At 69.5% G+C, this 17584-nt stretch carries 19 protein-coding genes and 1 pseudogene; 8 read left to right on the top strand and 12 right to left on the bottom strand.

Annotated elements, in window-relative coordinates:
* Positions 1–175: 175 nt before the first annotated feature.
* Both ACVNF4_RS19825 and ACVNF4_RS19820 read right to left on the bottom strand, forming a co-directional pair.
* Positions 176–865, bottom strand: a pseudogene (locus ACVNF4_RS19825) (MFS transporter); the annotation flags it as partial.
* Positions 862–1449, bottom strand: coding sequence for an ArsR/SmtB family transcription factor (locus ACVNF4_RS19820; protein WP_461804178.1), 588 nt, complete (start codon positions 1447–1449; stop codon positions 862–864). The gene ACVNF4_RS19820 and the pseudogene ACVNF4_RS19825, both read right to left, overlap by 4 nt.
* Before the next feature lie 117 nt (positions 1450–1566).
* Here ACVNF4_RS19820 and ACVNF4_RS19815 point away from each other — a divergent pair, with 117 nt between their 5' ends.
* From ACVNF4_RS19815 to ACVNF4_RS19805, 3 genes are read left to right on the top strand one after another with little or no spacing between them, the layout of a single operon-like run.
* Positions 1567–1836 (top strand): hypothetical protein, encoded by a 270-nt coding sequence (locus tag ACVNF4_RS19815; protein ID WP_461804177.1) that lies wholly within the window; start codon positions 1567–1569, stop codon positions 1834–1836.
* Positions 1833–2219, top strand: a complete 387-nt coding sequence (locus ACVNF4_RS19810; RefSeq protein WP_461804176.1) for a PIN domain-containing protein — start codon at positions 1833–1835, stop codon at positions 2217–2219. Before ACVNF4_RS19815 ends, ACVNF4_RS19810 begins: the two co-directional genes overlap by 4 nt.
* 29 nt (positions 2220–2248) lie before the next feature.
* The gene (locus tag ACVNF4_RS19805) at positions 2249–2899 is read left to right on the top strand and encodes a class I SAM-dependent DNA methyltransferase (RefSeq protein WP_461804175.1); all 651 of its coding nucleotides are present in this window, start codon (positions 2249–2251) and stop codon (positions 2897–2899) included.
* A gap of 2 nt (positions 2900–2901) precedes the next feature.
* Here the strand turns inward: ACVNF4_RS19805 and ACVNF4_RS19800 are convergent, their stop codons facing one another.
* From ACVNF4_RS19800 to ACVNF4_RS19790, 3 genes are read right to left on the bottom strand one after another with little or no spacing between them, the layout of a single operon-like run.
* Complete coding sequence (locus tag ACVNF4_RS19800) at positions 2902–3093, bottom strand: DUF397 domain-containing protein (RefSeq protein WP_461804174.1); 192 nt, start codon at positions 3091–3093, stop codon at positions 2902–2904.
* The gene (locus ACVNF4_RS19795) at positions 3093–3293 is read right to left on the bottom strand and encodes a DUF397 domain-containing protein (protein WP_461804179.1); all 201 of its coding nucleotides are present in this window, start codon (positions 3291–3293) and stop codon (positions 3093–3095) included. Before ACVNF4_RS19795 ends, ACVNF4_RS19800 begins: the two co-directional genes overlap by 1 nt.
* Positions 3293–4165, bottom strand: coding sequence for a helix-turn-helix domain-containing protein (locus ACVNF4_RS19790; protein ID WP_461804173.1), 873 nt, complete (start codon positions 4163–4165; stop codon positions 3293–3295). The genes ACVNF4_RS19795 and ACVNF4_RS19790 overlap by 1 nt, the downstream gene beginning before the upstream one ends.
* A gap of 312 nt (positions 4166–4477) precedes the next feature.
* Here ACVNF4_RS19790 and ACVNF4_RS19785 point away from each other — a divergent pair, with 312 nt between their 5' ends.
* Positions 4478–5110 (top strand): hypothetical protein, encoded by a 633-nt coding sequence (locus ACVNF4_RS19785; protein WP_461804172.1) that lies wholly within the window; start codon positions 4478–4480, stop codon positions 5108–5110.
* 20 nt (positions 5111–5130) lie between these two features.
* On the opposite strand, the gene ACVNF4_RS19780 is transcribed toward ACVNF4_RS19785, so the two are convergent.
* From ACVNF4_RS19780 to ACVNF4_RS19760, 5 genes are all read right to left on the bottom strand, one after another.
* A complete protein-coding gene (locus ACVNF4_RS19780) occupies positions 5131–5628 on the bottom strand; it encodes a MarR family winged helix-turn-helix transcriptional regulator (RefSeq protein WP_461804171.1) in 498 nt (165 codons plus the stop codon).
* Positions 5629–5895: 267 nt separating this feature from the next.
* A complete protein-coding gene (locus ACVNF4_RS19775) occupies positions 5896–7056 on the bottom strand; it encodes a hypothetical protein (protein ID WP_461804170.1) in 1161 nt (386 codons plus the stop codon).
* Between the two features lie 44 nt (positions 7057–7100).
* Positions 7101–8039 carry an N-acetylneuraminate synthase family protein gene (locus ACVNF4_RS19770; protein ID WP_461804169.1) on the bottom strand — a complete coding sequence of 313 codons (939 nt, stop codon included), beginning with the start codon at positions 8037–8039 and terminating at the stop codon, positions 7101–7103.
* A 12-nt stretch (positions 8040–8051) separates the two neighbouring features.
* Entirely contained in the window at positions 8052–9272 is a 1221-nt protein-coding gene (locus tag ACVNF4_RS19765; protein WP_461804168.1) for a cytidylyltransferase domain-containing protein, read from the bottom strand.
* Between the two features lie 29 nt (positions 9273–9301).
* The gene (locus ACVNF4_RS19760) at positions 9302–10624 is read right to left on the bottom strand and encodes a DUF6716 putative glycosyltransferase (protein WP_461804167.1); all 1323 of its coding nucleotides are present in this window, start codon (positions 10622–10624) and stop codon (positions 9302–9304) included.
* A gap of 200 nt (positions 10625–10824) precedes the next feature.
* Between ACVNF4_RS19760 and ACVNF4_RS19755 the strand changes: the two genes are divergently transcribed.
* From ACVNF4_RS19755 to ACVNF4_RS19745, 3 genes are all read left to right on the top strand, one after another.
* Positions 10825–11811: a glycosyltransferase family 2 protein gene (locus ACVNF4_RS19755; RefSeq protein ID WP_461804166.1), complete on the top strand. Its 987-nt coding sequence runs from the start codon at positions 10825–10827 to the stop codon at positions 11809–11811.
* Positions 11811–13130 carry an alpha-2,8-polysialyltransferase family protein gene (locus tag ACVNF4_RS19750; protein WP_461804165.1) on the top strand — a complete coding sequence of 440 codons (1320 nt, stop codon included), beginning with the start codon at positions 11811–11813 and terminating at the stop codon, positions 13128–13130. Before ACVNF4_RS19755 ends, ACVNF4_RS19750 begins: the two co-directional genes overlap by 1 nt.
* A 118-nt stretch (positions 13131–13248) precedes the next feature.
* Positions 13249–14367 (top strand): acyltransferase family protein, encoded by a 1119-nt coding sequence (locus ACVNF4_RS19745; protein ID WP_461804164.1) that lies wholly within the window; start codon positions 13249–13251, stop codon positions 14365–14367.
* 110 nt (positions 14368–14477) lie between these two features.
* Here the strand turns inward: ACVNF4_RS19745 and ACVNF4_RS19740 are convergent, their stop codons facing one another.
* Positions 14478–15161 (bottom strand): TetR/AcrR family transcriptional regulator C-terminal domain-containing protein, encoded by a 684-nt coding sequence (locus tag ACVNF4_RS19740; protein WP_461804163.1) that lies wholly within the window; start codon positions 15159–15161, stop codon positions 14478–14480.
* A 75-nt stretch (positions 15162–15236) separates the two neighbouring features.
* On the opposite strand from ACVNF4_RS19740, the gene ACVNF4_RS19735 reads away from it, so the two are divergent.
* Positions 15237–16553 (top strand): FAD-dependent monooxygenase, encoded by a 1317-nt coding sequence (locus ACVNF4_RS19735; RefSeq protein WP_461804162.1) that lies wholly within the window; start codon positions 15237–15239, stop codon positions 16551–16553.
* A 25-nt stretch (positions 16554–16578) separates the two neighbouring features.
* Here ACVNF4_RS19735 and leuE read toward each other — a convergent pair whose 3' ends face one another.
* Entirely contained in the window at positions 16579–17241 is a 663-nt protein-coding gene (gene leuE / locus ACVNF4_RS19730; protein WP_461804161.1) for a leucine efflux protein LeuE, read from the bottom strand.
* Positions 17242–17584: the final 343 nt, after the last annotated feature.

The raw sequence follows: 17584 nt of genomic DNA, 5'->3' as shown, positions 1-17584 counted from the left end.
CCCACCTGGACAGCTCTTGGGCCAACCGCAAAGCCTCAGCGGCAGCGCCTCTCTGGAGGCGAGACTGCGGCGCCGCCCTCAACCGATCCGCAAACAAATCAACCGCGCGCATCCCCGGCGTGAGCAGCTCGATCACCGCGAGCGCACTGCCGGCCGCCGCAGCGCTCAGCAGGACCCGCCGGACGACGCCGTCCCGCCCGGCGAGCCGTACGCCGTCCACGACGGTCCCGGGGACCCCGCGCAGCACTCCCCCAAGGGTCGCCTTCGGGCGGGGCGGCTCACGCAGGGCGAAGAGGGAGTGGCAGGTGTAGCCGAGGGCGAGGAGGGCGGCGAGCAGCATCGGCAGGGACAGGGGGAGCACCACTCCCCCGGCCGGCTTCCCGCTGAACGCCCACGGCAGCACCCCACCGGCCACCGTCCCCACCGCCAGCGCGACGGACGACGCGGTGGCGCCCCGCGCGATGCCGCTGCGCAGGTCGGCGTCCGGCCCCTCCAGGGCCCGCACGGCATCGACGTACCAGGCTTCGGCGGGCCCGCTGGAGAGCGCCCTCGCCGCTCCTTGCAACGCCATCCCGAGCCCCAGCAGCAACGCCGTGCTCCCGAGGCCGACCAGCAGGAACGCGGCGCACATGAGGACGCCGGCCGCCGCGAGGACGTGCCGTCTGCCGAGGACGTCGGAGAGGCCGCCGGTGGGGAGTTCGAGTCCGGCGGCGGTGAAGGAGTGCACGGCGACGACGGTGGCGACGGTCGCCGGGGCGAGTCCGCGCTCGGTCAAGAGGAGGACCAAGGGGGCGACGCCGAGGCCGATGGGTAGCCAGAAGAGGGAGGTGTTGACGACATAGCGCCGCCTCAGATCACGGCTCACGACGGGTCCGCCCGGGGCAACCCCGCGATGATCAGGGCGACTTGGCGAGCGCGGGGGTCGGTCTCGTCGCGTCGGCTCAGCTCCTCCACCTTGTCCTCGAAGAACCGCCGCAGTTCCGCGAGGGACTCCGGCGTGAGGCGGACGATGTCGTCACTGACGTCCCCCGCACCGACCCACTCCGGACCGAGGCGTCCGGCGGCGAGGTCGGCGTCATACCGCTCACCGGAGGCCACGAGGTGCCGGGCCTGAGCACGCCGGGACACCCCGACGAACTCCTGTCCCGCCGGATCCCCCTCCATCTCCCGGTTGTCCCAACTGGTCATCCGGTGCACGGACTTCCACCTCCGCTCCCGCCCGTCCCGGTGCTCGGCCTCCTCGATGAACGCGTACTTCGCCAGCACCCGCAGGTGATAGCTCGTCGACGCCGACGACTCCCCCGTGCGCTCGGCGAGTTCACTGGCTGTCGCGGGCCCGAACTGCCGGAGCAGACCGAGGAGTTCGATGCGGAGGGGGTGGGTGAGCGCTTTGAGTGCGGCGGCGTCGTGGGTGGGGTCGAGGACTCGCCGGTGGTCGTCACTGTCCATGGGGGGGACGGTAGACGCTTGCGGGGCGTTTCCCAAATAGTTTTTGCAAAACTTCTTTGGCGAAAATGTGCGCCGAAACCTCGGCACCCCGTTTCTACCGTCGGTAGAATCGTGAGCATGGCTGACCAGAAGTGGACAAGCATCAAGACCAAGGAAGCAGTCGCCGCCAGACTCCGTATCCTCGCGGCCGAGCACGGCACCACCATGGACGGCGTCCTTGAACGGCTCGCCTTTCGCGAACTGACCGAGGACGAGCGAGAGCAGCGGGCCCGGCATGCCGCCGCTGAACTCGGCATCGAGTACACGCACGAGGTGAAGGCCCGGGGAACTGATGCCTGGGCGAAGATCCGAGCGCACCGCGCGAACCGCGACGGCCGGGCGGCATGAGCGATTCCGTCGAGACGATCGTCCTGGACCAGACCTGCCTGATCGCCTTGCACGAAGGCGATCCCTTTTTCACCGGGCTGTACGTCGAAGCCAGCCATCAACGCGGCCGCATCCTCGTACCGACGCTGTGCATCCTCGAAGCGGACCGACTCAAGCCCGGTTGCGGCACGTACGCGGCGGGTCTGCGCTACACGGAGCACGTCGCCTTCACCACGGCCCACGCTCTTGAGGCGCTGGCCTGGTCCCGCGCCGAACCCGCTGTCGCTCACGCGGCCTCGGTCGCCTGGTGCATGGCTGTCGCAGGCGAACCCGTCACCGTCCTGTCGCTGCGCGCCGACGCCTACCGGTTCACCAGCGTGCACGCGCTCGACCCCTACGACTAGCACCGCCCGCCCCGGATAAAGTCCCCCTCGTGACCGACGCGGACTTCATACACAACACCCGGGACTCGTACGACAAGATCGCCGAGGAGTACTCGGAGCAGTTTCCGAGTGGGCTCGGGGAGCGGCCCGTGGATCGTGGACTGGTGGGGGCCTTCGTGGAGTTGGTGAAGACGAGGGGGGTGGAGCCGGTCGCGGATCTGGGGAGTGGGCCGGGGTATGTGACGGCTCTGTTGAACGAGCTGGGGGTGCGGGCGTTCGGGGTCGACCTCTCGCCGAAGATGGTGGCGCTGGCGCGGAAGGCGCACCCTGAACTGCGGTTCCACGTAGGGACGATGACGGCGCTGGACCTGCCGGACGAGACGCTGGGCGGGATCTTCTCGCTGTTCTCGGTGATCCACGTCCCGGAGTCCGAACTCCCGGCCCTCTGCGCGGAGTTCCACCGCGTCCTGGCCCCCGGCGGCTATGTCCTCCTCTGCTTCCAGATCGACAACACCACCACCCGCCTACGCATCACCGAACGCTTCGGCCACGACATCACCCTCGACTACCACTGGCACGACCCCACCCGCCTGGCCACCCTCCTCACGGACTCCGGCCTCCCGGTCGAGGCGTTGTGCGTACTCCAGCCGCCGGAGGGTGCGAACAGGGCACGGGCGTTCTTGTTGGCGCGGAAGGGGTGAGGCTACTTCAGGGCGTCGACGAAGGACGTCCACGCGGTGACAGGGAAGAGGAAGGCGCCCTGGGAACGGTCCTTGGAGTCGCCTACCGCCACTTGAGCGTCGTCAACGAGCTGGTACTCCACGCAGTGCACTTCCAAGTCACCGCTGTAGGAAGACTTGATCCATCGATCTGCCGGTAGGCCGTATCGCGTCATCAGAATCCACTCCCCTTCAACGCATCCACGAAAGACGCCCACGGCCCGGCTGGGAAGACGAAGGCACCCCGCGAACGGTCCTTGGAGTCGCCTACCGCCACCTGAGCGCTGTCAACGAGCTGGTACTCCACGCAGTGCACTTCCAAGTCACCGCTGTACGACGACTTGGTCCACCGGTCCGCTGGGAGGTTGTGCAGCATCATTTCGCCTCGAAGTCTCGCGCGGTCTGTGCAATCAGTTCCATGGACTGCCGCGACGATAGGGCGGAAGTCCGTACATGGTCAAACACTGTCTTATAGCCCTCGACAGCATCGTCCTCTTCGAGGTAGAGAGCACCGCCGTGGTACTCCATGCCTACGACGTCCAGCGCCATCTCTTCCGGGTACGAGTAGATGGTGAACGCCCGGTCCATGCTTGAGTAGCCGCCCTGTTCGAACGGAATCACCTGTACAGAGATACCTGGACGCTCGGACGCTTCGATGAGCTTCCAGAGCTGCTGCGCCATGACCTTGGGTCCGCCGACCTCGTGATGGAGGGCCGCCTGGTCCAGTATGCAGAAGTACTTCGGTGATTCGGGACGGTCGAAGATGCCCTGCCGCCGCATCCGAAACGAGACAGCTTCCTGGACCTGTTCCTCGGTCGCCCTCTTACTCGTGGCGCGGATGACGGACTCCGCGTACGCCTCCGTCTGAAGCAGTCCCGGCACAACTGCCCCTTGAAACGCGTAGATACGCACCGCGTCCCACTCCAGGGTCAGCCGCTCCTCGAACCTGTCCGGCAGAGGCTCCCGAGCTTTGTACTGCCGCCACCACCCCTTCTGCTTCGCCTCCCTTGCCAGCGTCAGCAAGGCCGTTTGCACCTTCTCGTCCTGCACGCCGAACAGGGCCAGCAACGCCTTGATCTCCAGCGGGCGAATCCCCTGACGTCCGTTCTCGATCCGCGAGATCTTGGTCTTGTCCCCGTCGATGTGTTCACCGGCGTCGTCCATGCTGACCCTGGCCTCTTCGTGCAACCGCTTCAGCTCGGCCCCAAGTCGCCTTCGACGCACTGTTGGACGCGGACGTGCAGGCATTTCCACCCCTCTGCCGTATAGGTCGACGCTCAGTGTGCACCACGTGACGCACCCCGGGGATGTGAATGTGCCAATTAAGCTTTCCGATTCACTCCTTCTGCCAACATTGCACGAGAAGCGGTTGCGCAATCGGCGCTACTGGCAGCAATCTGTTGCCCAACGCGAGGCCGAGCGATCTGGAGGCGGCATGCCACAACGTGTTCAACAGGTCCGACAAGTCATCGGAACTCACCTGCGGTTACGGGGACTTGCCCCCGCGACGGACCGGCGGCGGGCCGAACGCTACGGAATCCGCACGCAGGGAGAGGCGTCGTGAAGCAGAGCATCGTCCCGTACATCACCTCCCGCAAGGGCGAGACGCTCGTCCCGAACCGTGCGCTGACGGCGGGTTACGGCCCCGACGGCATGCGCCGGATCGCCTACGGCACCGAACTCCGTACCGACCGCGACCCCAACGACGTTCTGTGGGCCCGCTGTTCGCAGAGGCTCGGCGCGGACGGGTTGCCCACCGGGGAGCCCCAGTGGAGGGACGTCCACCCCGCGCGGCAACGCGAGTGCATGCAGAGCCTGTTGTGCCAGATCTGCGCCCAACCCGCCCGCACGCCCGAGGGGTTCTTCTTCATGTTGGGGCCGCACGAGTTGGGCTCGGACAGGACGAGTGTCCTCACCCCGCAGCCCCCGGTCTGCCGCAAACACGTACGCACGGCGGGCACCCTGTGCCCCTACCTGAACAGCGCCCCCACCGTCCTCCTCACCCGAACCCCCCGCATCCACGGCGTCGTCGGCTGCCTCTACGAACCCGCTCGACTCGGCGTCCGTTCCGCCCCCGCCGACATCGGCTCCCTCCCCTACGGCCACCCGTACCTACGCTGGTACCTCGCCTCCCAGATGGTGCGCAGGCTGGAGTCCTACCAGGTCGTCGAGTGGCGGGACCTCCCGGGCTGACGCTCGGGGAGTCAGCCGCGTCACCCGATCCCCTCCCGGAACTCCTCCGTCCGCCCCGGCATCACGATCGACCGGTCCCCCGCCGTCTCCAACAGCGCGCGCAACCCCTCGACGAGCCCCGCGCGCACCCCGGGCGGCACCCCGTCGACCAGCTTCTCCACTTCCCGGCGCCGGTGTTCGAGGACTTGGCGCACGAGATCCTCACCACGTGCGGTGAGCCGCAGGACCACCTCGCGCCGACTGACCTCGCTGGCCCGCCGGTCGACCAGTCCGACCTGCTCCAGCCGCATGACGGACCGCAGGGCGGTGGACGAGTTGACGCCCAACACCTCGGCGAGGGCGGCGAGTTTGACGGGCCCGCAGCCCTCCAGCGCGACGAGTGTCCGCAACTGCGCGAGCGACAGGGACTCGTCGACCTCCGCGAGGGCCCGCGCCGACATCCCCATCACCAGCCGGGACGCGGCCATCACGACGGACACGACGTCATCGGCGTCCACGTCCGCCACACGCTCGTCCATATGCGCTCCTGCCCCCGGTTTCCCGGCGATTCGACCCTGTCGCCGCAGCATCCACACCACGACGGCCGCCGCACAACCCCGCAATGCGCGCAGCCGGTCACGGCGTCGGCATACGGCGGGATGTGGACGAGAACGGCCGCCCCGTCGGTGGTGCGGCAGCCGAGGTCCAGGGGGCCGAACGAGGGCGCGCACCCCGTCAACTCCCCTTCCCCGACAGCTGTGTTGCACTCACGGGACATGACGGGGTCGTCGACGGCTGACCTCGCCTCAGCCGGCCGCCCCGTTCACCGACGCCAGCCGGTGCACGTCCCGGGCCGTCCCCGTCACGCCCGACAGGAAACCCTGGGCCCGGGGTGATGCGTTGGTCGTCAGCCAGTCGGGGTCGATGTCGCAGACGGTGACGCGGACGCCGGTGCCGGCGAGGGCGATGGGGAGGGTGTGGACGACGGTGGAGGGGAAGCTGAGGATCGTGGCGCCGATGGGTCCGCGCCGGGCGATGAGTTCGAGGGGGAGTTCGGGGCGGACGATCTCCAGGTCGCTCTCCGTCTGGAGGCGGTGGAGCTTCTCCGTGGACTCACGGCGGTGTGCGAAGTAGCGGGTGATCCCGTGGGTCTTCGCCAGTTGCCGGACCGCCTCCAGGTAGCGCTCCTGGTCAACGACTCCCGTCTCCACCAAGGACGTTCCGACCATGTCGGCGCCCTTGGTGACGCTCGGCGGACCGAACCGCGCCCGCGCCCACGCGAACGTGTTCTCCGTGAGGTGGACGTCTTTCGGCGCGTCCTCGATCGGCATCGCCGAGAACACCTCGACCCGGCGGCTGCCCGTCGGGGTGAGCCGGCGCCGGGCCGAGGACGACACCGGCGCGAAGAGCAGGTCACGCGGACCGGGGCGCCCGCCCTTGCGGTGCCAGCGCACGAGCCGTTCCCCGCGCGCCAGTTGACCGACGAACTCCATGGTGGCGGTCCCGTCGTCGACGACGACCAGTTCGGGCGCCCGCGTGATGGTCAGCAGCAGTTGCACGTACCGCGAGAACGGGTCCCCCATCACGACCCGCCGGGCCCGCCGCAACATCCGCGACAGCCCCCCGACGGTCCGGAACGGCGCCGCCGTCCCCCCACGCGCCTCCTCCCACCGCACCACATGCCCTTCCTCCCGGGCGAGTTCGGCCATCCGCCGCAACTGCCCCCGGGTCATGGGGTCGTTGGGGGCGAGGACGACGAGCACGATCGCACCCTCGGTCCCGGAACCCGCGGGCCGGGAACTCGGTGTGCCGTCCGGGGGCGTCCCCGCACCCGCCGCCGGCAGGCCCGAACCCCCCGAACTCCCCCGGCCGAAGCCGTGGTTGTGGGCCCACTCCAGGACGTTGAGGAGTTGGACCGGGCTCTCGACGAAGGCGAGGGTGGTGGGCGTGTCGGCGTGCGGGGTCATCCTCGTACGGCCATCCCGTCGTAAGGCGTAGCGGGGCATCAGGGTCAGACGGAGAGGGGCTCGCCCGCGGCGTCGGCGATCTCGGCCTCGGCGACGACACCGGCGACGCGGCGGAGCTTCTTCATGGGGCCCAGCTCGGAGTCGTAGACCTTCTTGACTCCGTCGCCGAGGGACGCCTCGATGGTGCGGATGTCGCGGACGAGGCGGGCGAGGCCCTGCGGCTCGACGGAGGCGGCCTGGTCGGAGCCCCACATCGCGCGGTCGAGGGTGATGTGGCGCTCGACGAAGGTGGCGCCGAGGGCGACGGCGGCCAGCGTGGTCTGGAGGCCCGTCTCGTGGCCGGAGTAGCCGATCGGGACGTTCGGGTACTCCCGCTCCAGGGTGTTGATGACGCGCAGGTTCAGCTCCTCCGCCTTCGCCGGGTAGGTCGAAGTGGCGTGGCAGAGAAGGATGTTGTCCGAGCCGAGGACCTCGACCGCGTGCCGGATCTGCTTCGGGGTGGACATGCCGGTGGAGAGGATGACGGTGCGGCCGGTGGCGCGCAGGGAGCGCAGCAGCTCGTCGTCCGTGAGGGACGCGGACGCGACCTTGTGGGCGGGGACGTCGAACTTCTCCAGGAAGGCGACGGCCTCGGTGTCCCACGGGGAGGCGAACCAGGCGATCCCCTTCTCCTTGCAGTGCGCGTCGATCGCGCGGTAGTCGTCCTCGCCGAACTCGACGCGGTGGCGGTAGTCGATGTAGGTCATGCGGCCCCAGGGGGTGTCCCGCTCGATGTCCCACTGGTCGCGCGGCGTGCAGATCTCGGGCGTGCGCTTCTGGAACTTGACGGCGTCGCAGCCGGCTTCGGCGGCCACGTCGATCAGCTTGAACGCGTTGTCGAGGTCACCGTTGTGGTTGATGCCGATCTCGCCGCAGATGTAGACGGGGCGACCGGGACCGGCCTCGCGCGAACCGAAGTTGCGGATACGGGAGTTGGTGCTCATTGCGGGGGTTCCTTACTGGGTGAGGGTGTCGAGCGAGGGTCCGAGGAGCCAGCCGGCGATCTCGCGGATCGCTCCGTCACCACCGGCTGTGGTGGTGACCGCACGGGCGGCGCCCCGGACGACGTCGTGGGCGCTGGCCACTGCCACCGGCCAGCCGACGAGGGCGAAACAGGGAAGGTCGTTGACGTCGTTGCCGGCGTACAGGACGCGCTCGGGCGCGATGCCCTGTTCCTCGCACCACTGCTTGAGCGCGAGGTCCTTGCGGTCGATGCCGTGCAGGACGGGGATCTTGAGCTTGCGGGCGCGCGCGGCGACCACGGGGTTCTGCTCGGTGGAGAGGATGAGCAGCTTCTTGCCGCTCCTGCGCAGCGCGGCGATGCCGAGTCCGTCGCCCCGGTGCACGGAGACGAACTCCCGGCCGTCCTGGTCGATCATGACGCGGTCGTCGGTCTGCGTGCCGTCGAAGTCGATGACGACGGCGTCGACTTCGGCGCCGGTCGGCAGCCCGCCCGCGCGCTCGGCGTCGAACAGCGGGGCCAACGCCCTTGCGCGCGCGAGGTCGTGGGGGTCGTCGATCTCCAACACCCGTGCGGGGTCGGTGCGGACGAGTTCGGTGCGGCCGAAGAAGCGGTGGTTGTGGGTACGGAAGCCCGCCGCGTCCATCGCGTACGCGGCGCCGGTCTCCAGGAAGTCCTGCGGCCGGTCCTGCCGGCGCGGCCGGTACGCCTTGTCGTGGTTGACGCCCTGCCCGCCGTCGGTCTCCTCCCGCCACACGAACCCGTGGAAGTTCGCGACGGTGACGGCGGTGTCGGCGCCCTTCTCGACGACGGCGGCGGCGACGCCCTCGACGTCCTCGCTGACGATGAAGGGGCTGGTGCACTGCACGAGCAGGACGACGTCCACGGGGGCGCCGTGCGCCGCCTCGTGGGCGTCCATGGCGTGCAGGACGGCCGCCTCGGACGTCGCGGTGTCCCCGGCGATGACGGCGGGCCGCAGCACGACCTCGGCACCGGCCTCACGGGCGGCGGCGGCGATGCCGTGGTCGTCGGTGGAGACGACGACGTGCGTCACGCTCCGCGCGGCCAGGCACTCCCGCACGGCCCGCGCCACCAACGGCACGCCCCCGACCGGCGCGAGGTTCTTCGCGGGAACCCCCTTGGAGCCACCCCGCGCGGGGATCACGGCGAGCACACGGCGAGGCGAACCGCCGCGCACTGCTTGCGAGTTGGACATGGAGTGAACTCCTTGTACGGAAGCCGGGGTCACAGCTCGCCCATCCGCCGGATGACCGGCGCCACGCGCTGCACGCCGTGCCGGTAGGCGCCTCGGGCGGCGCGGCGGACGATCTGGCGGACGGGTCCTGGGGTCTTGTCGGCGGCCGGCGCCCCCGGCAACGGCGAACCGTCGGGGGCGAGATGGTGGCGGGCGAGGAGGCCGGGGAGGTAGCCGGGGGCGGTGTCGCGCGTGTAGTACGGCTGGAGCGGGGGGAGCCCGCCGGGCCGGTCGAGGAGTTTGGCGATGCGCTCGCGGGCGACGTCGAAGGCGTTCTCGTACGTCCCGTCGGCGGCCACACCTTGCCGGGAGACCCAGTCCTCGTCCGCCACCGGCCGGTGCCCGGCGTCGAGTTGCTCCCAGGAGGCGAGGCAGCCGGAGCCGACGAAGTGGTGGTTGCCGAGGGACTCCCGGATACCGAGGTCGGTGAGGACGACGGTCGGGATGCGCCGGTGGAGCGATTCGAGCGCGGCCGTGGAGCTGATGGTCACCAGCAGGTCGGTGCGGTCGAGGACCTCGCCCATGTTTCCGTACACCAGACGGAAGTTGGCGGGCAGGTCCTTGCTCTGCGCGAGCTTCTGGTAGGGCAACTCCTCGATGTGGGTGGTGTGTTCACCCGGCTTGGAGCGCAGCTTGAGCAGCACCTCGCGGTCGGGGTGCAGCCGGGCGTGCTGAATCATCCGGTCCAGCACGTAGGTTCGGTCCCTGCGGCTCTCCGGCACGGAGGGCTGCGCCGCGAACACCACGGTGTACGGCTGGTGTTCACCGGTGTACCGCTCGCCCCCGAGGAACGGCAGGGCGACCTCGGTCACCGACGAGGAGTCGGCGCCGACACCGTCGTACACCTCCCGGAAACGGTCCGCGTCCTGGCGGGAGTTGGCGAGGACGAGGTCCGCGCCGTGCCGCAGGAGGAGGCCGTCGGCGAGCTTCTCGTAGACGACGCCGACGTAGCCGGTGACGACGACGGGCCGCAGCCGGTCCGCGCGGTCCTCCCAGACGCGGCCGAGGCCGTGGAGCATGGCCTGCACGCCGCCGCCGACGAGCGACAGGACGAGGACGTCGTAGGACTCCTGGCCCATCGCGCGCAGGAACTCGACGGCCGTCACCTCGCGCAGCGAGTCCGCGCTGATCCCGACCTCGGCGAGCTGCCGGGGGGTGGGGGTGGCGCGGCCACGCAGCAGATAACCGTCCAGAATGGGTTCCCGGCCGCTGTCGGGCGCTATACGCCGTGCGGTGCGGGCGCCCCATTTCCAGCGGGTGTCGGAGTCCGCGAGGACGGCGATCCTGAGGGGTGGCGATGTACTGGCTGGCACGAGACGAGAGGCTAGTAAAGCAAAATCCCGCCTCGTGAGAACCAAGACTCAACAAAAAGTGAACAGGACACCACCAAGTGGCTAACCGCCCCGCTGACGCAGGGAAAACAGGCAGGGTGCACTATTCCGTCGCACCGAGTTCACCGTCCGTACAGCTTTCGGACACGACCCCCGCCGGGACACCTCCTACGCTCACGCAAGTGCCCAAGCTCTCCGTGATCGTGCCCTGTTACAACGTGCAGCACCTCGTACCGGACACCCTCCGAAGCCTCCAGGCGAACGCGCGCGAGGATTTCGAGTTCGTCCTCGTGGACGACAAGTCGAAGGACGACACCGCCGCGGTTCTGGAACGCGCGGCCGAATCCCTTTCGAAGATCTCGCAGGTCCAGGTGGTGCGTCCCGATAAGAACGGCGGCCTGGCCACCGCGCGCAATAACGGACTGAATGTGGCGCGCGGCGAATATCTGACATTCCTCGATGGCGACGATTGGTACGCTCGCGGCTTTCTGTCCGCATTGGTGGATTCCATCGAGAAACTCGGCTGCGATTTCGTCCGCGTCGACCACGTGCAGACGACCGCCCGCGCCCGCGCCGTCTTCCGGCACCCCGAGGGCCGCCGGAACGTCGTCCTGGACCCCCGAGACTCGATCCTGCCGATCGAGCGCTCGTCGTCGGTGGACTACCCGTACGCGTGGGCCGGCGTCTACCGCCGCAGGCTGCTGGAGAAGGGGCTGCTGCACTTCACGGACGGGCTGCGGACGGCCGAGGACCGGCCCTGGATCTGGAAGCTGCACCGTGAGGCGGAGTCGTTCGCGGTCGCCGATCTGCACGGCATCTTCTACCGGCGCGGGGTCGCCACCTCGCTGACCCAGATCGGCGACGTCCGCCAGCTCGACTTCATCCGCGCCTTCGACCAGGTCCTCGACGAGACCTCGCGCGACCGGGAGGCGGACAAGCTGCTGCCGAAGGCGCTGCGCACGTACTGCGCGATCATCGCCCACCACCTGTCGGAGATCGAGAAGTTCGAGCCCTCGGTCGCCCGGCTGCTGAAGGTCCGCAGCGCCGCGGCCCTCCAGCGGATGCCGCAGGACGTGCTGAAGGACGTGCTCGACACCATGGACATCGAGCGCTCCGCCGTGCTGCGGCGGCTGCGCCGCAAGGTCACGACTGCGAAGGCGGCCGTCTGATGCCCCGCACGACCCAGATCTTCGTCGCCTCCACGCTGTACGGCGTCGCGACGATCGCCGCGGCGATGGACTCGGACGCGTTCCAACCCGCCGACCGCAGAGTCCTGCTGGTCTGCAACAACGCCAACGCCCCCGAGACGACCGCCTCGTTGGACGAGATGCCGGGGTTCGCGCCGCTGCGGGGCCGCTTCGACTCCGTCCTGTCCTGGAACGACACGATCGCCCCGTTCCACCCGAGCACCTGGTCGCCGCGCGCCGACGACGCCCTCCTCTTCGAGCGGTACCTGCGGCTGCTGTGGGACCTGGACGACGACCGGGTGGAGATCGTCCTGGAGTCCCTCCAGGTCAACCCGGCCCAGGCGATCGCCTCGTGCTTCTTCGGCGCCCCCGTCGACGTCTACGCGGACGGCCTGATGACCTACGGGCCGTCCCGCAACAAGATCGACCCGTTGATCGGCACGCGGGTCCGCCGGGTCCTGCACCTGGATCTGATCCCCGGTCAGCTCCCGTTGATGCTCACGGAGTTCGCCGTCCCGGCGGAGACCGTCCCGACGGCCGCGTTCCTCAAGGTGCTCGGCGAAATCACCGACACCGTCGAGGAGTTGCCGTCCCTGCCCGACAACTCGGCGCTCCTGCTGGGCCAGTACCTCGCCGCGCTCGACATCCTCACCGTCGAGGAGGAGGAGCAGCTCCACGTCCGGATGCTGCGCGGGGCCGTCGCGCAGGGGCACACCTCGGTCGCCTTCAAGCCGCACCCCAGCTCACCGGCCGGGTACAGCAAGGCACTTGAGGCCGAGGCGGCGAAGCTCGGCGCGGATCTCCTGGTGCTGGACAACCCGGTGCTCGCGGAGGTGCTGTTCGCGACGGCCCGCCCGGCGCTCGTCGTCGGCTGCTTCTCCACCGCCCTGTTCACGGCGAAGGAGTTCTACGACATCCCGGTCGCCCGGGTCGGCACGCAGTTGCTCCTGGACCGGCTCACCCCGTTCCAGAACAGCAACCGGGTGCCGGTGGTCCTCGCGGACGCGCTCCTGCCTGACCTGGAGAAGAAGGACGAGCCGGTCGCGATCGACGAGTTGGTCGAGACCATGGGGTTCGTGATGCAGGCGCAGATCTATCCGCACCTGCGGTCCACGGCCGAGCGGTACCTGGCCACCCGGCTCACCCCGCGCACCCAGCGCTACTTCCGGCGCCGCCGGCTCACCGCGCTCGGCCTGCCCGGCGGGATCCCGGCCCGCCTCGCCTTCCTGCCCCGCAACGCGACGGCACGGCGGGTCGTGCGGCAGGCGCGGGCGCTGAAGAAGAGGGCGATGCGGAAGTAAAACTCCGGACCGGATGAACAGTCGGCGACGGGCGGGCGAATCGTCATCCCATCGCATCGATGACCCCCGCCCGGCGTCCTAGCATCCCCATGACCACCTGCCTTACGAGGGATTCAGCGTGACCGAGACGGTCGTACGAACCGAGCAGCCCCCCGCCGAAGCGGCGGCGCCCCAGCCGCGCAAGGAGAACCGGCTGCGGGCCCTCGACGGGCTGCGGCTCGTGGCCGCGCTGATGGTCGCGGTGTACCACTACGCGGGGCGCGGCGCCCAGGTCTCGACGTCCTGGGGCGCCGACCCCCGGTACGAGTTCCCGACGCTGCACAACTTCGCGACGTACGGCTGTCTCGGCGTGCAGGTCTTCTTCGTGATCAGCGGGTTCGTGATCTGCATGAGCGGCTGGGGGCGGTCCCTGAAGTCGTTCTTCGCGTCCCGGGTGTCGCGGCTCATGCCCGCGTACTGGTTCGCGGTGGCCCTGCTGATCGTGGTCATGGCGCTGCCGGGGATCCCGTTCAAGGGGGTCTCACCGAGCGACGCGCTGGTCAACTTCACGCTCCTCCAGCAGCCGATCGGCGCCGAGCGCGTGCTCGGGGTGTGCTGGACGCTGTGGGTGGAGGTCCGGTTCTACGCGCTGTTCGCGCTGCTCGTCGTCATCCCGGGGGCCAACCGGCGCCGGGTGCTGACGTTCTCGATCGGGTGGCTGTTCGCCATCGCGATCACGCAGGCCGCGAAGCAGCCGCTGCTGGACCTGATCGTGATGCCCGAGTACGCGCCCTATTTCATCGGCGGGATGGGGCTCTACCTCGTCCACCGCGACCGGCGTGACATCTACGCCTGGGGGCTGACCGGCGCCGGGTTCCTCATCGGCCAGCACTACGCCGTCAAGGGCCTGTGGAACGCCGACGACCCGAACGCCTTCGCCCACCGCACGACCCTCGGCATCGTCGCGATCGTCGCCTTCGCCTTCGTCTCCGTCGCCGTCATCGCGCTCGGCTGGCTGAACTGGGCGAACTGGCGCTGGCTGACGATCGCCGGCGCCCTCACGTACCCCTTCTACCTCCTCCACGAGCACCTCGGCTGGGTCGTCATCTGGGCCCTCCACCGCAAGCTGGAGATCCCGGCGATCGCGACGTTCTTCCTGACGGTCGGGGGGATGCTGATGCTGGCGTACCTGATCTACCGCTTCATCGAGAAGCCGCTGACTCCCAGGCTGCGTACGGCACTTCTGAAGTCGCGCTGAGCGCTCCGCGGGAAGTGCGGCGACGGGTCATCGAGTGTCTGCGGCGCCGTCGTGGCTGGTCGCGCCCCTTCAGGGCGCTGTCCGACCGCGGTGAACTTCACCAGGACCGCTCAGTCCTTCTTGCGGTACCTCGCGGCGATCCCGTCGACGATGATCTCCACGCCCTCCGCGAAGTGCCGTTCGTAGTCGGCGAAGATCTCCGACCCGGCCGCCGCGCTCAGCGGGAACTCCGCGAGTCTGCGCGCCCGTTCGTCTATGTCGTACCCCTCTCGGCGTTCGCCGGGCAGGGGGACGACGCCTTGCTCTTCGATGACGAACCCGATGGTGTAGTTGGTCGCGGTGGTGTAGGCGCGTACCGAGTCGGCCAGGGAGAACCCGGCGTCGAGGAAGAAGCGCAGGTTCTCCTCCATGCGGACGGCGTGTTCGGTGCCGGTGAAGCGTGAGCCGCTGAAGACCTTCGCGCCGTCGCGGTAGGAGAGCAGGGCGGCGCGCAGGGAGACGCAGGCGGCCCTGATCCGGTCCTGCCAGGTGGCGTCCGGGTCGAGGGGGGTGCTCGCCTCCATCCGGCGGAACATCACGGTCGCCATTTCGTCGAGCAGCGCCTGCTTGTCCTTGAAGTGCCAGTACAGGGCGGGCGCCTTGACGTCCAGCTCCTTCGCGATGGCCCGCAGGGTGAGCCCTTCGAGACCGACGTCGTTGAGCAGGGCGAGGGCGGTCTCGGCCACGCGGGTGCGGTCGAGGGGGGCACGGCGTTCGGTCGTCGAGCGTTCGGTCGTCGGGCGTTCGGTCGTCACGGGAAACAGCTTGACACCTTAACGACGTTAAGGGCACCCTCGTGAGCACAGTCACTTAACAGCGTTAAGGAGATGATGGCCGTGCAGCACACGGACGTCCTGATCGTCGGCGCCGGCCCCACCGGCCTCACCCTCGGCATCGACCTGTCCCGCCGCGGCGTCGACGCCGTCGTCGTGGAGAAGGGCGACACCCTCGCCCCCGGCTCCCGCGGCAAGGGCCTTCAGCCCCGCACCCTGGAGGTCTTCGAGGACCTCGGCGTCGTCGACGAGATCCTCGCCACCGGCGGCCCCTACCCCCTCCGGACGAACTGGAAGAACGGCGTCCAACTCGACCGGGAGGAGATGTTCGACCCCGCGAAGGACGGCGAGGAGGGCTCCCGCTTCACCGTCCCGTGGATGATCCCCCAGTGGCGCACCCAGGAGATCCTGTACGACCGACTGCGCACCCTCGGCGGCCAAGTCCTCTTCGGACACGAGGCGTTGACACACACTCAGGACGACGCCGGCGTCACCGTCACCTTCACCGGCGGGACGACGATCCGCGCCCGGTACGTCGTCGCGGCAGACGGCGGACGCTCACCCCTGCGCCAGTCCCTCGGCATCGGGATGACCGGCGACGGGGCGCCCGAGGCGGACCTCTTCCTCGTCGGGGACGTCCGGGTCCCGGGCCTCACCCGCGACGGCTGGCACTTCTTCCACGCCGAGGCGGGCATCCTGGGCCTGTGCCCGCTCGCCGACACCGACCAGTTCCAGCTCATAGCCCAACACCCGCCCGGGGAACCCTCGTTGGCGACGGTCAACGCCCTCCTGCGGGAGCGCACCCACCTCACCGGGGCGACCGACCTCACCTGGCACTCGGTCTTCCGCCCCCGCACCGCCCTCGCCGACCGCTTCCGCGCGGGCCGCGTCTTCCTCGCCGGCGACGCCGCACACGTCCACCCGCCGACCGGCGGCCAGGGCCTCAACACCAGCGTCCAGGACGCCTACAACCTCGGCTGGAAACTGGGCGCGGCCTTGAAGGGCGCCCCCCTATCGCTGCTCGACACCTACGAGGAGGAGCGCCGCGCGAACGCCACCGGCATGCTCGCCCTCGCGACGGCCGTCCAGCGCGGAGAGGTACGGCGAGGCCGGGCCACTCGCCAACTCGACCTGAACTACCGGGAGTCGACCCTCTCCCGGGAGACCCGTCAGACCCCGACCGGCCTACGCCCCGGCGACCGCGTCCCCGACTCCCTGCACGGCATCGACCTGCACGCCCGCATCCAGGGCCCGCACTGGAGCGAACTCACCCTCCCCGAGGGCGTCTTCCTCATCCGCCCGGACGGCTACGCCGGCTGGGCGGGGACCTCGCGCGAGGGCCTGGCCGAATACGCGGCAGAGGTCGGCGCCTGAACTCACCCGCACACCCCCCGAGTTCTCACACACTCGCCGTCGACAACTTCACCGCGAACCCGAGGAACAGCACCCCGGCCGCCGAAGTCGCCCCGGCGGCAAGCTTCTTGCGGCTGCGGAACGTGGCGGCCAGTTTGGTGCCGCCGAAGATCAGGGCGCTCAGGTAGAGCACGCTGCTGAGTTGGGCGAAGGTGCCGAGGACGATGAACGACAGGGCGGGGTAGGGGTATTGGGGGTCGACGAACTGCACGAAGAAGGCGATGAAGAAGAGGATCGCCTTGGGGTTGAGCAGGCTCACCACGAGGGCCCGGCGGAACGGGCGCTCCTCACCCCCCGAGGCGCCTCCCGAGGCGGCGTCGGTCTCGGTGCCGGCTGTCTCCCGCCTCGTCCGCCACATCCCCCACGCGGCCCGCAGCATCCCGATCGCGAGCCAGCCGAGGTAACCGGCACCCGCGTACTTCACGATCCCGAACAGCAGCGCGTTGCCCTGAAGCAGCGAGGCGACACCGGCGGCGGAGAGGGTCATCAGGACGGTGTCCCCGCACCAGACCCCGGCCGCCGCGGTGTATCCGGCGCGTACGCCCCGGCGGGCGGCGACGGAGAGGACGTACAGGGAGTTGGGGCCGGGCAACAGGATGATCAGCGTCAGGCCGAGGAGGTACGTGGGGAGGTCGATCACACCGAACATGGGTTTGAGTGTGGCAGAAAGGGGCGCGGACGGGACCGGGGGAACGTGTCCCGCCCGCGCCAGGTGCACGCAGCCGAAGGTACGGGGGGAACCCCGGCTCCGTGCGAGGGCCGATGACCAGTCGGCTCACTTGGTACTGCGCCGGGGCCCCGGAAAACGTCACACCTTCCGGGAAAAAATCTTCGGCCCGGGAGAAAACCCAGGTCAGGGCGTGACGGCCGATCCGGTGCCGCCGTGGGGACGCGCACGCCACCACCGCCGCCGTCCCGAGGAGCACCACGCAGGTCGCCAGCGCGAGATCGCTCTCCACCCGCTTGCGGGCCCGCTCGGTGTCCCCCTCCGC

This window comes from Streptomyces sp. S6, from assembly GCF_054880855.1.
Note: the sequence above shows the minus strand (reverse complement) of the source record. Positions and strands in the feature narration are given on the sequence as shown.

Coding starts and splice junctions, on each gene's coding strand:
- ACVNF4_RS19820 (WP_461804178.1), bottom strand. CDS start 1,449: ATGGACAGTGACGACCACCGGCGAGTCCTCGACCCCACCCACGACGCC.
- ACVNF4_RS19815 (WP_461804177.1), top strand. CDS start 1,567: ATGGCTGACCAGAAGTGGACAAGCATCAAGACCAAGGAAGCAGTCGCC.
- ACVNF4_RS19810 (WP_461804176.1), top strand. CDS start 1,833: ATGAGCGATTCCGTCGAGACGATCGTCCTGGACCAGACCTGCCTGATC.
- ACVNF4_RS19800 (WP_461804174.1), bottom strand. CDS start 3,093: ATGACGCGATACGGCCTACCGGCAGATCGATGGATCAAGTCTTCCTAC.
- ACVNF4_RS19795 (WP_461804179.1), bottom strand. CDS start 3,293: ATGCTGCACAACCTCCCAGCGGACCGGTGGACCAAGTCGTCGTACAGC.
- ACVNF4_RS19790 (WP_461804173.1), bottom strand. CDS start 4,165: ATGCCTGCACGTCCGCGTCCAACAGTGCGTCGAAGGCGACTTGGGGCC.
- ACVNF4_RS19780 (WP_461804171.1), bottom strand. CDS start 5,628: ATGGACGAGCGTGTGGCGGACGTGGACGCCGATGACGTCGTGTCCGTC.
- ACVNF4_RS19775 (WP_461804170.1), bottom strand. CDS start 7,056: ATGACCCCGCACGCCGACACGCCCACCACCCTCGCCTTCGTCGAGAGC.
- ACVNF4_RS19770 (WP_461804169.1), bottom strand. CDS start 8,039: ATGAGCACCAACTCCCGTATCCGCAACTTCGGTTCGCGCGAGGCCGGT.
- ACVNF4_RS19765 (WP_461804168.1), bottom strand. CDS start 9,272: ATGTCCAACTCGCAAGCAGTGCGCGGCGGTTCGCCTCGCCGTGTGCTC.
- ACVNF4_RS19750 (WP_461804165.1), top strand. CDS start 11,811: ATGCCCCGCACGACCCAGATCTTCGTCGCCTCCACGCTGTACGGCGTC.
- ACVNF4_RS19735 (WP_461804162.1), top strand. CDS start 15,237: ATGGCCGTGCAGCACACGGACGTCCTGATCGTCGGCGCCGGCCCCACC.
- leuE (WP_461804161.1), bottom strand. CDS start 17,241: ATGTTCGGTGTGATCGACCTCCCCACGTACCTCCTCGGCCTGACGCTG.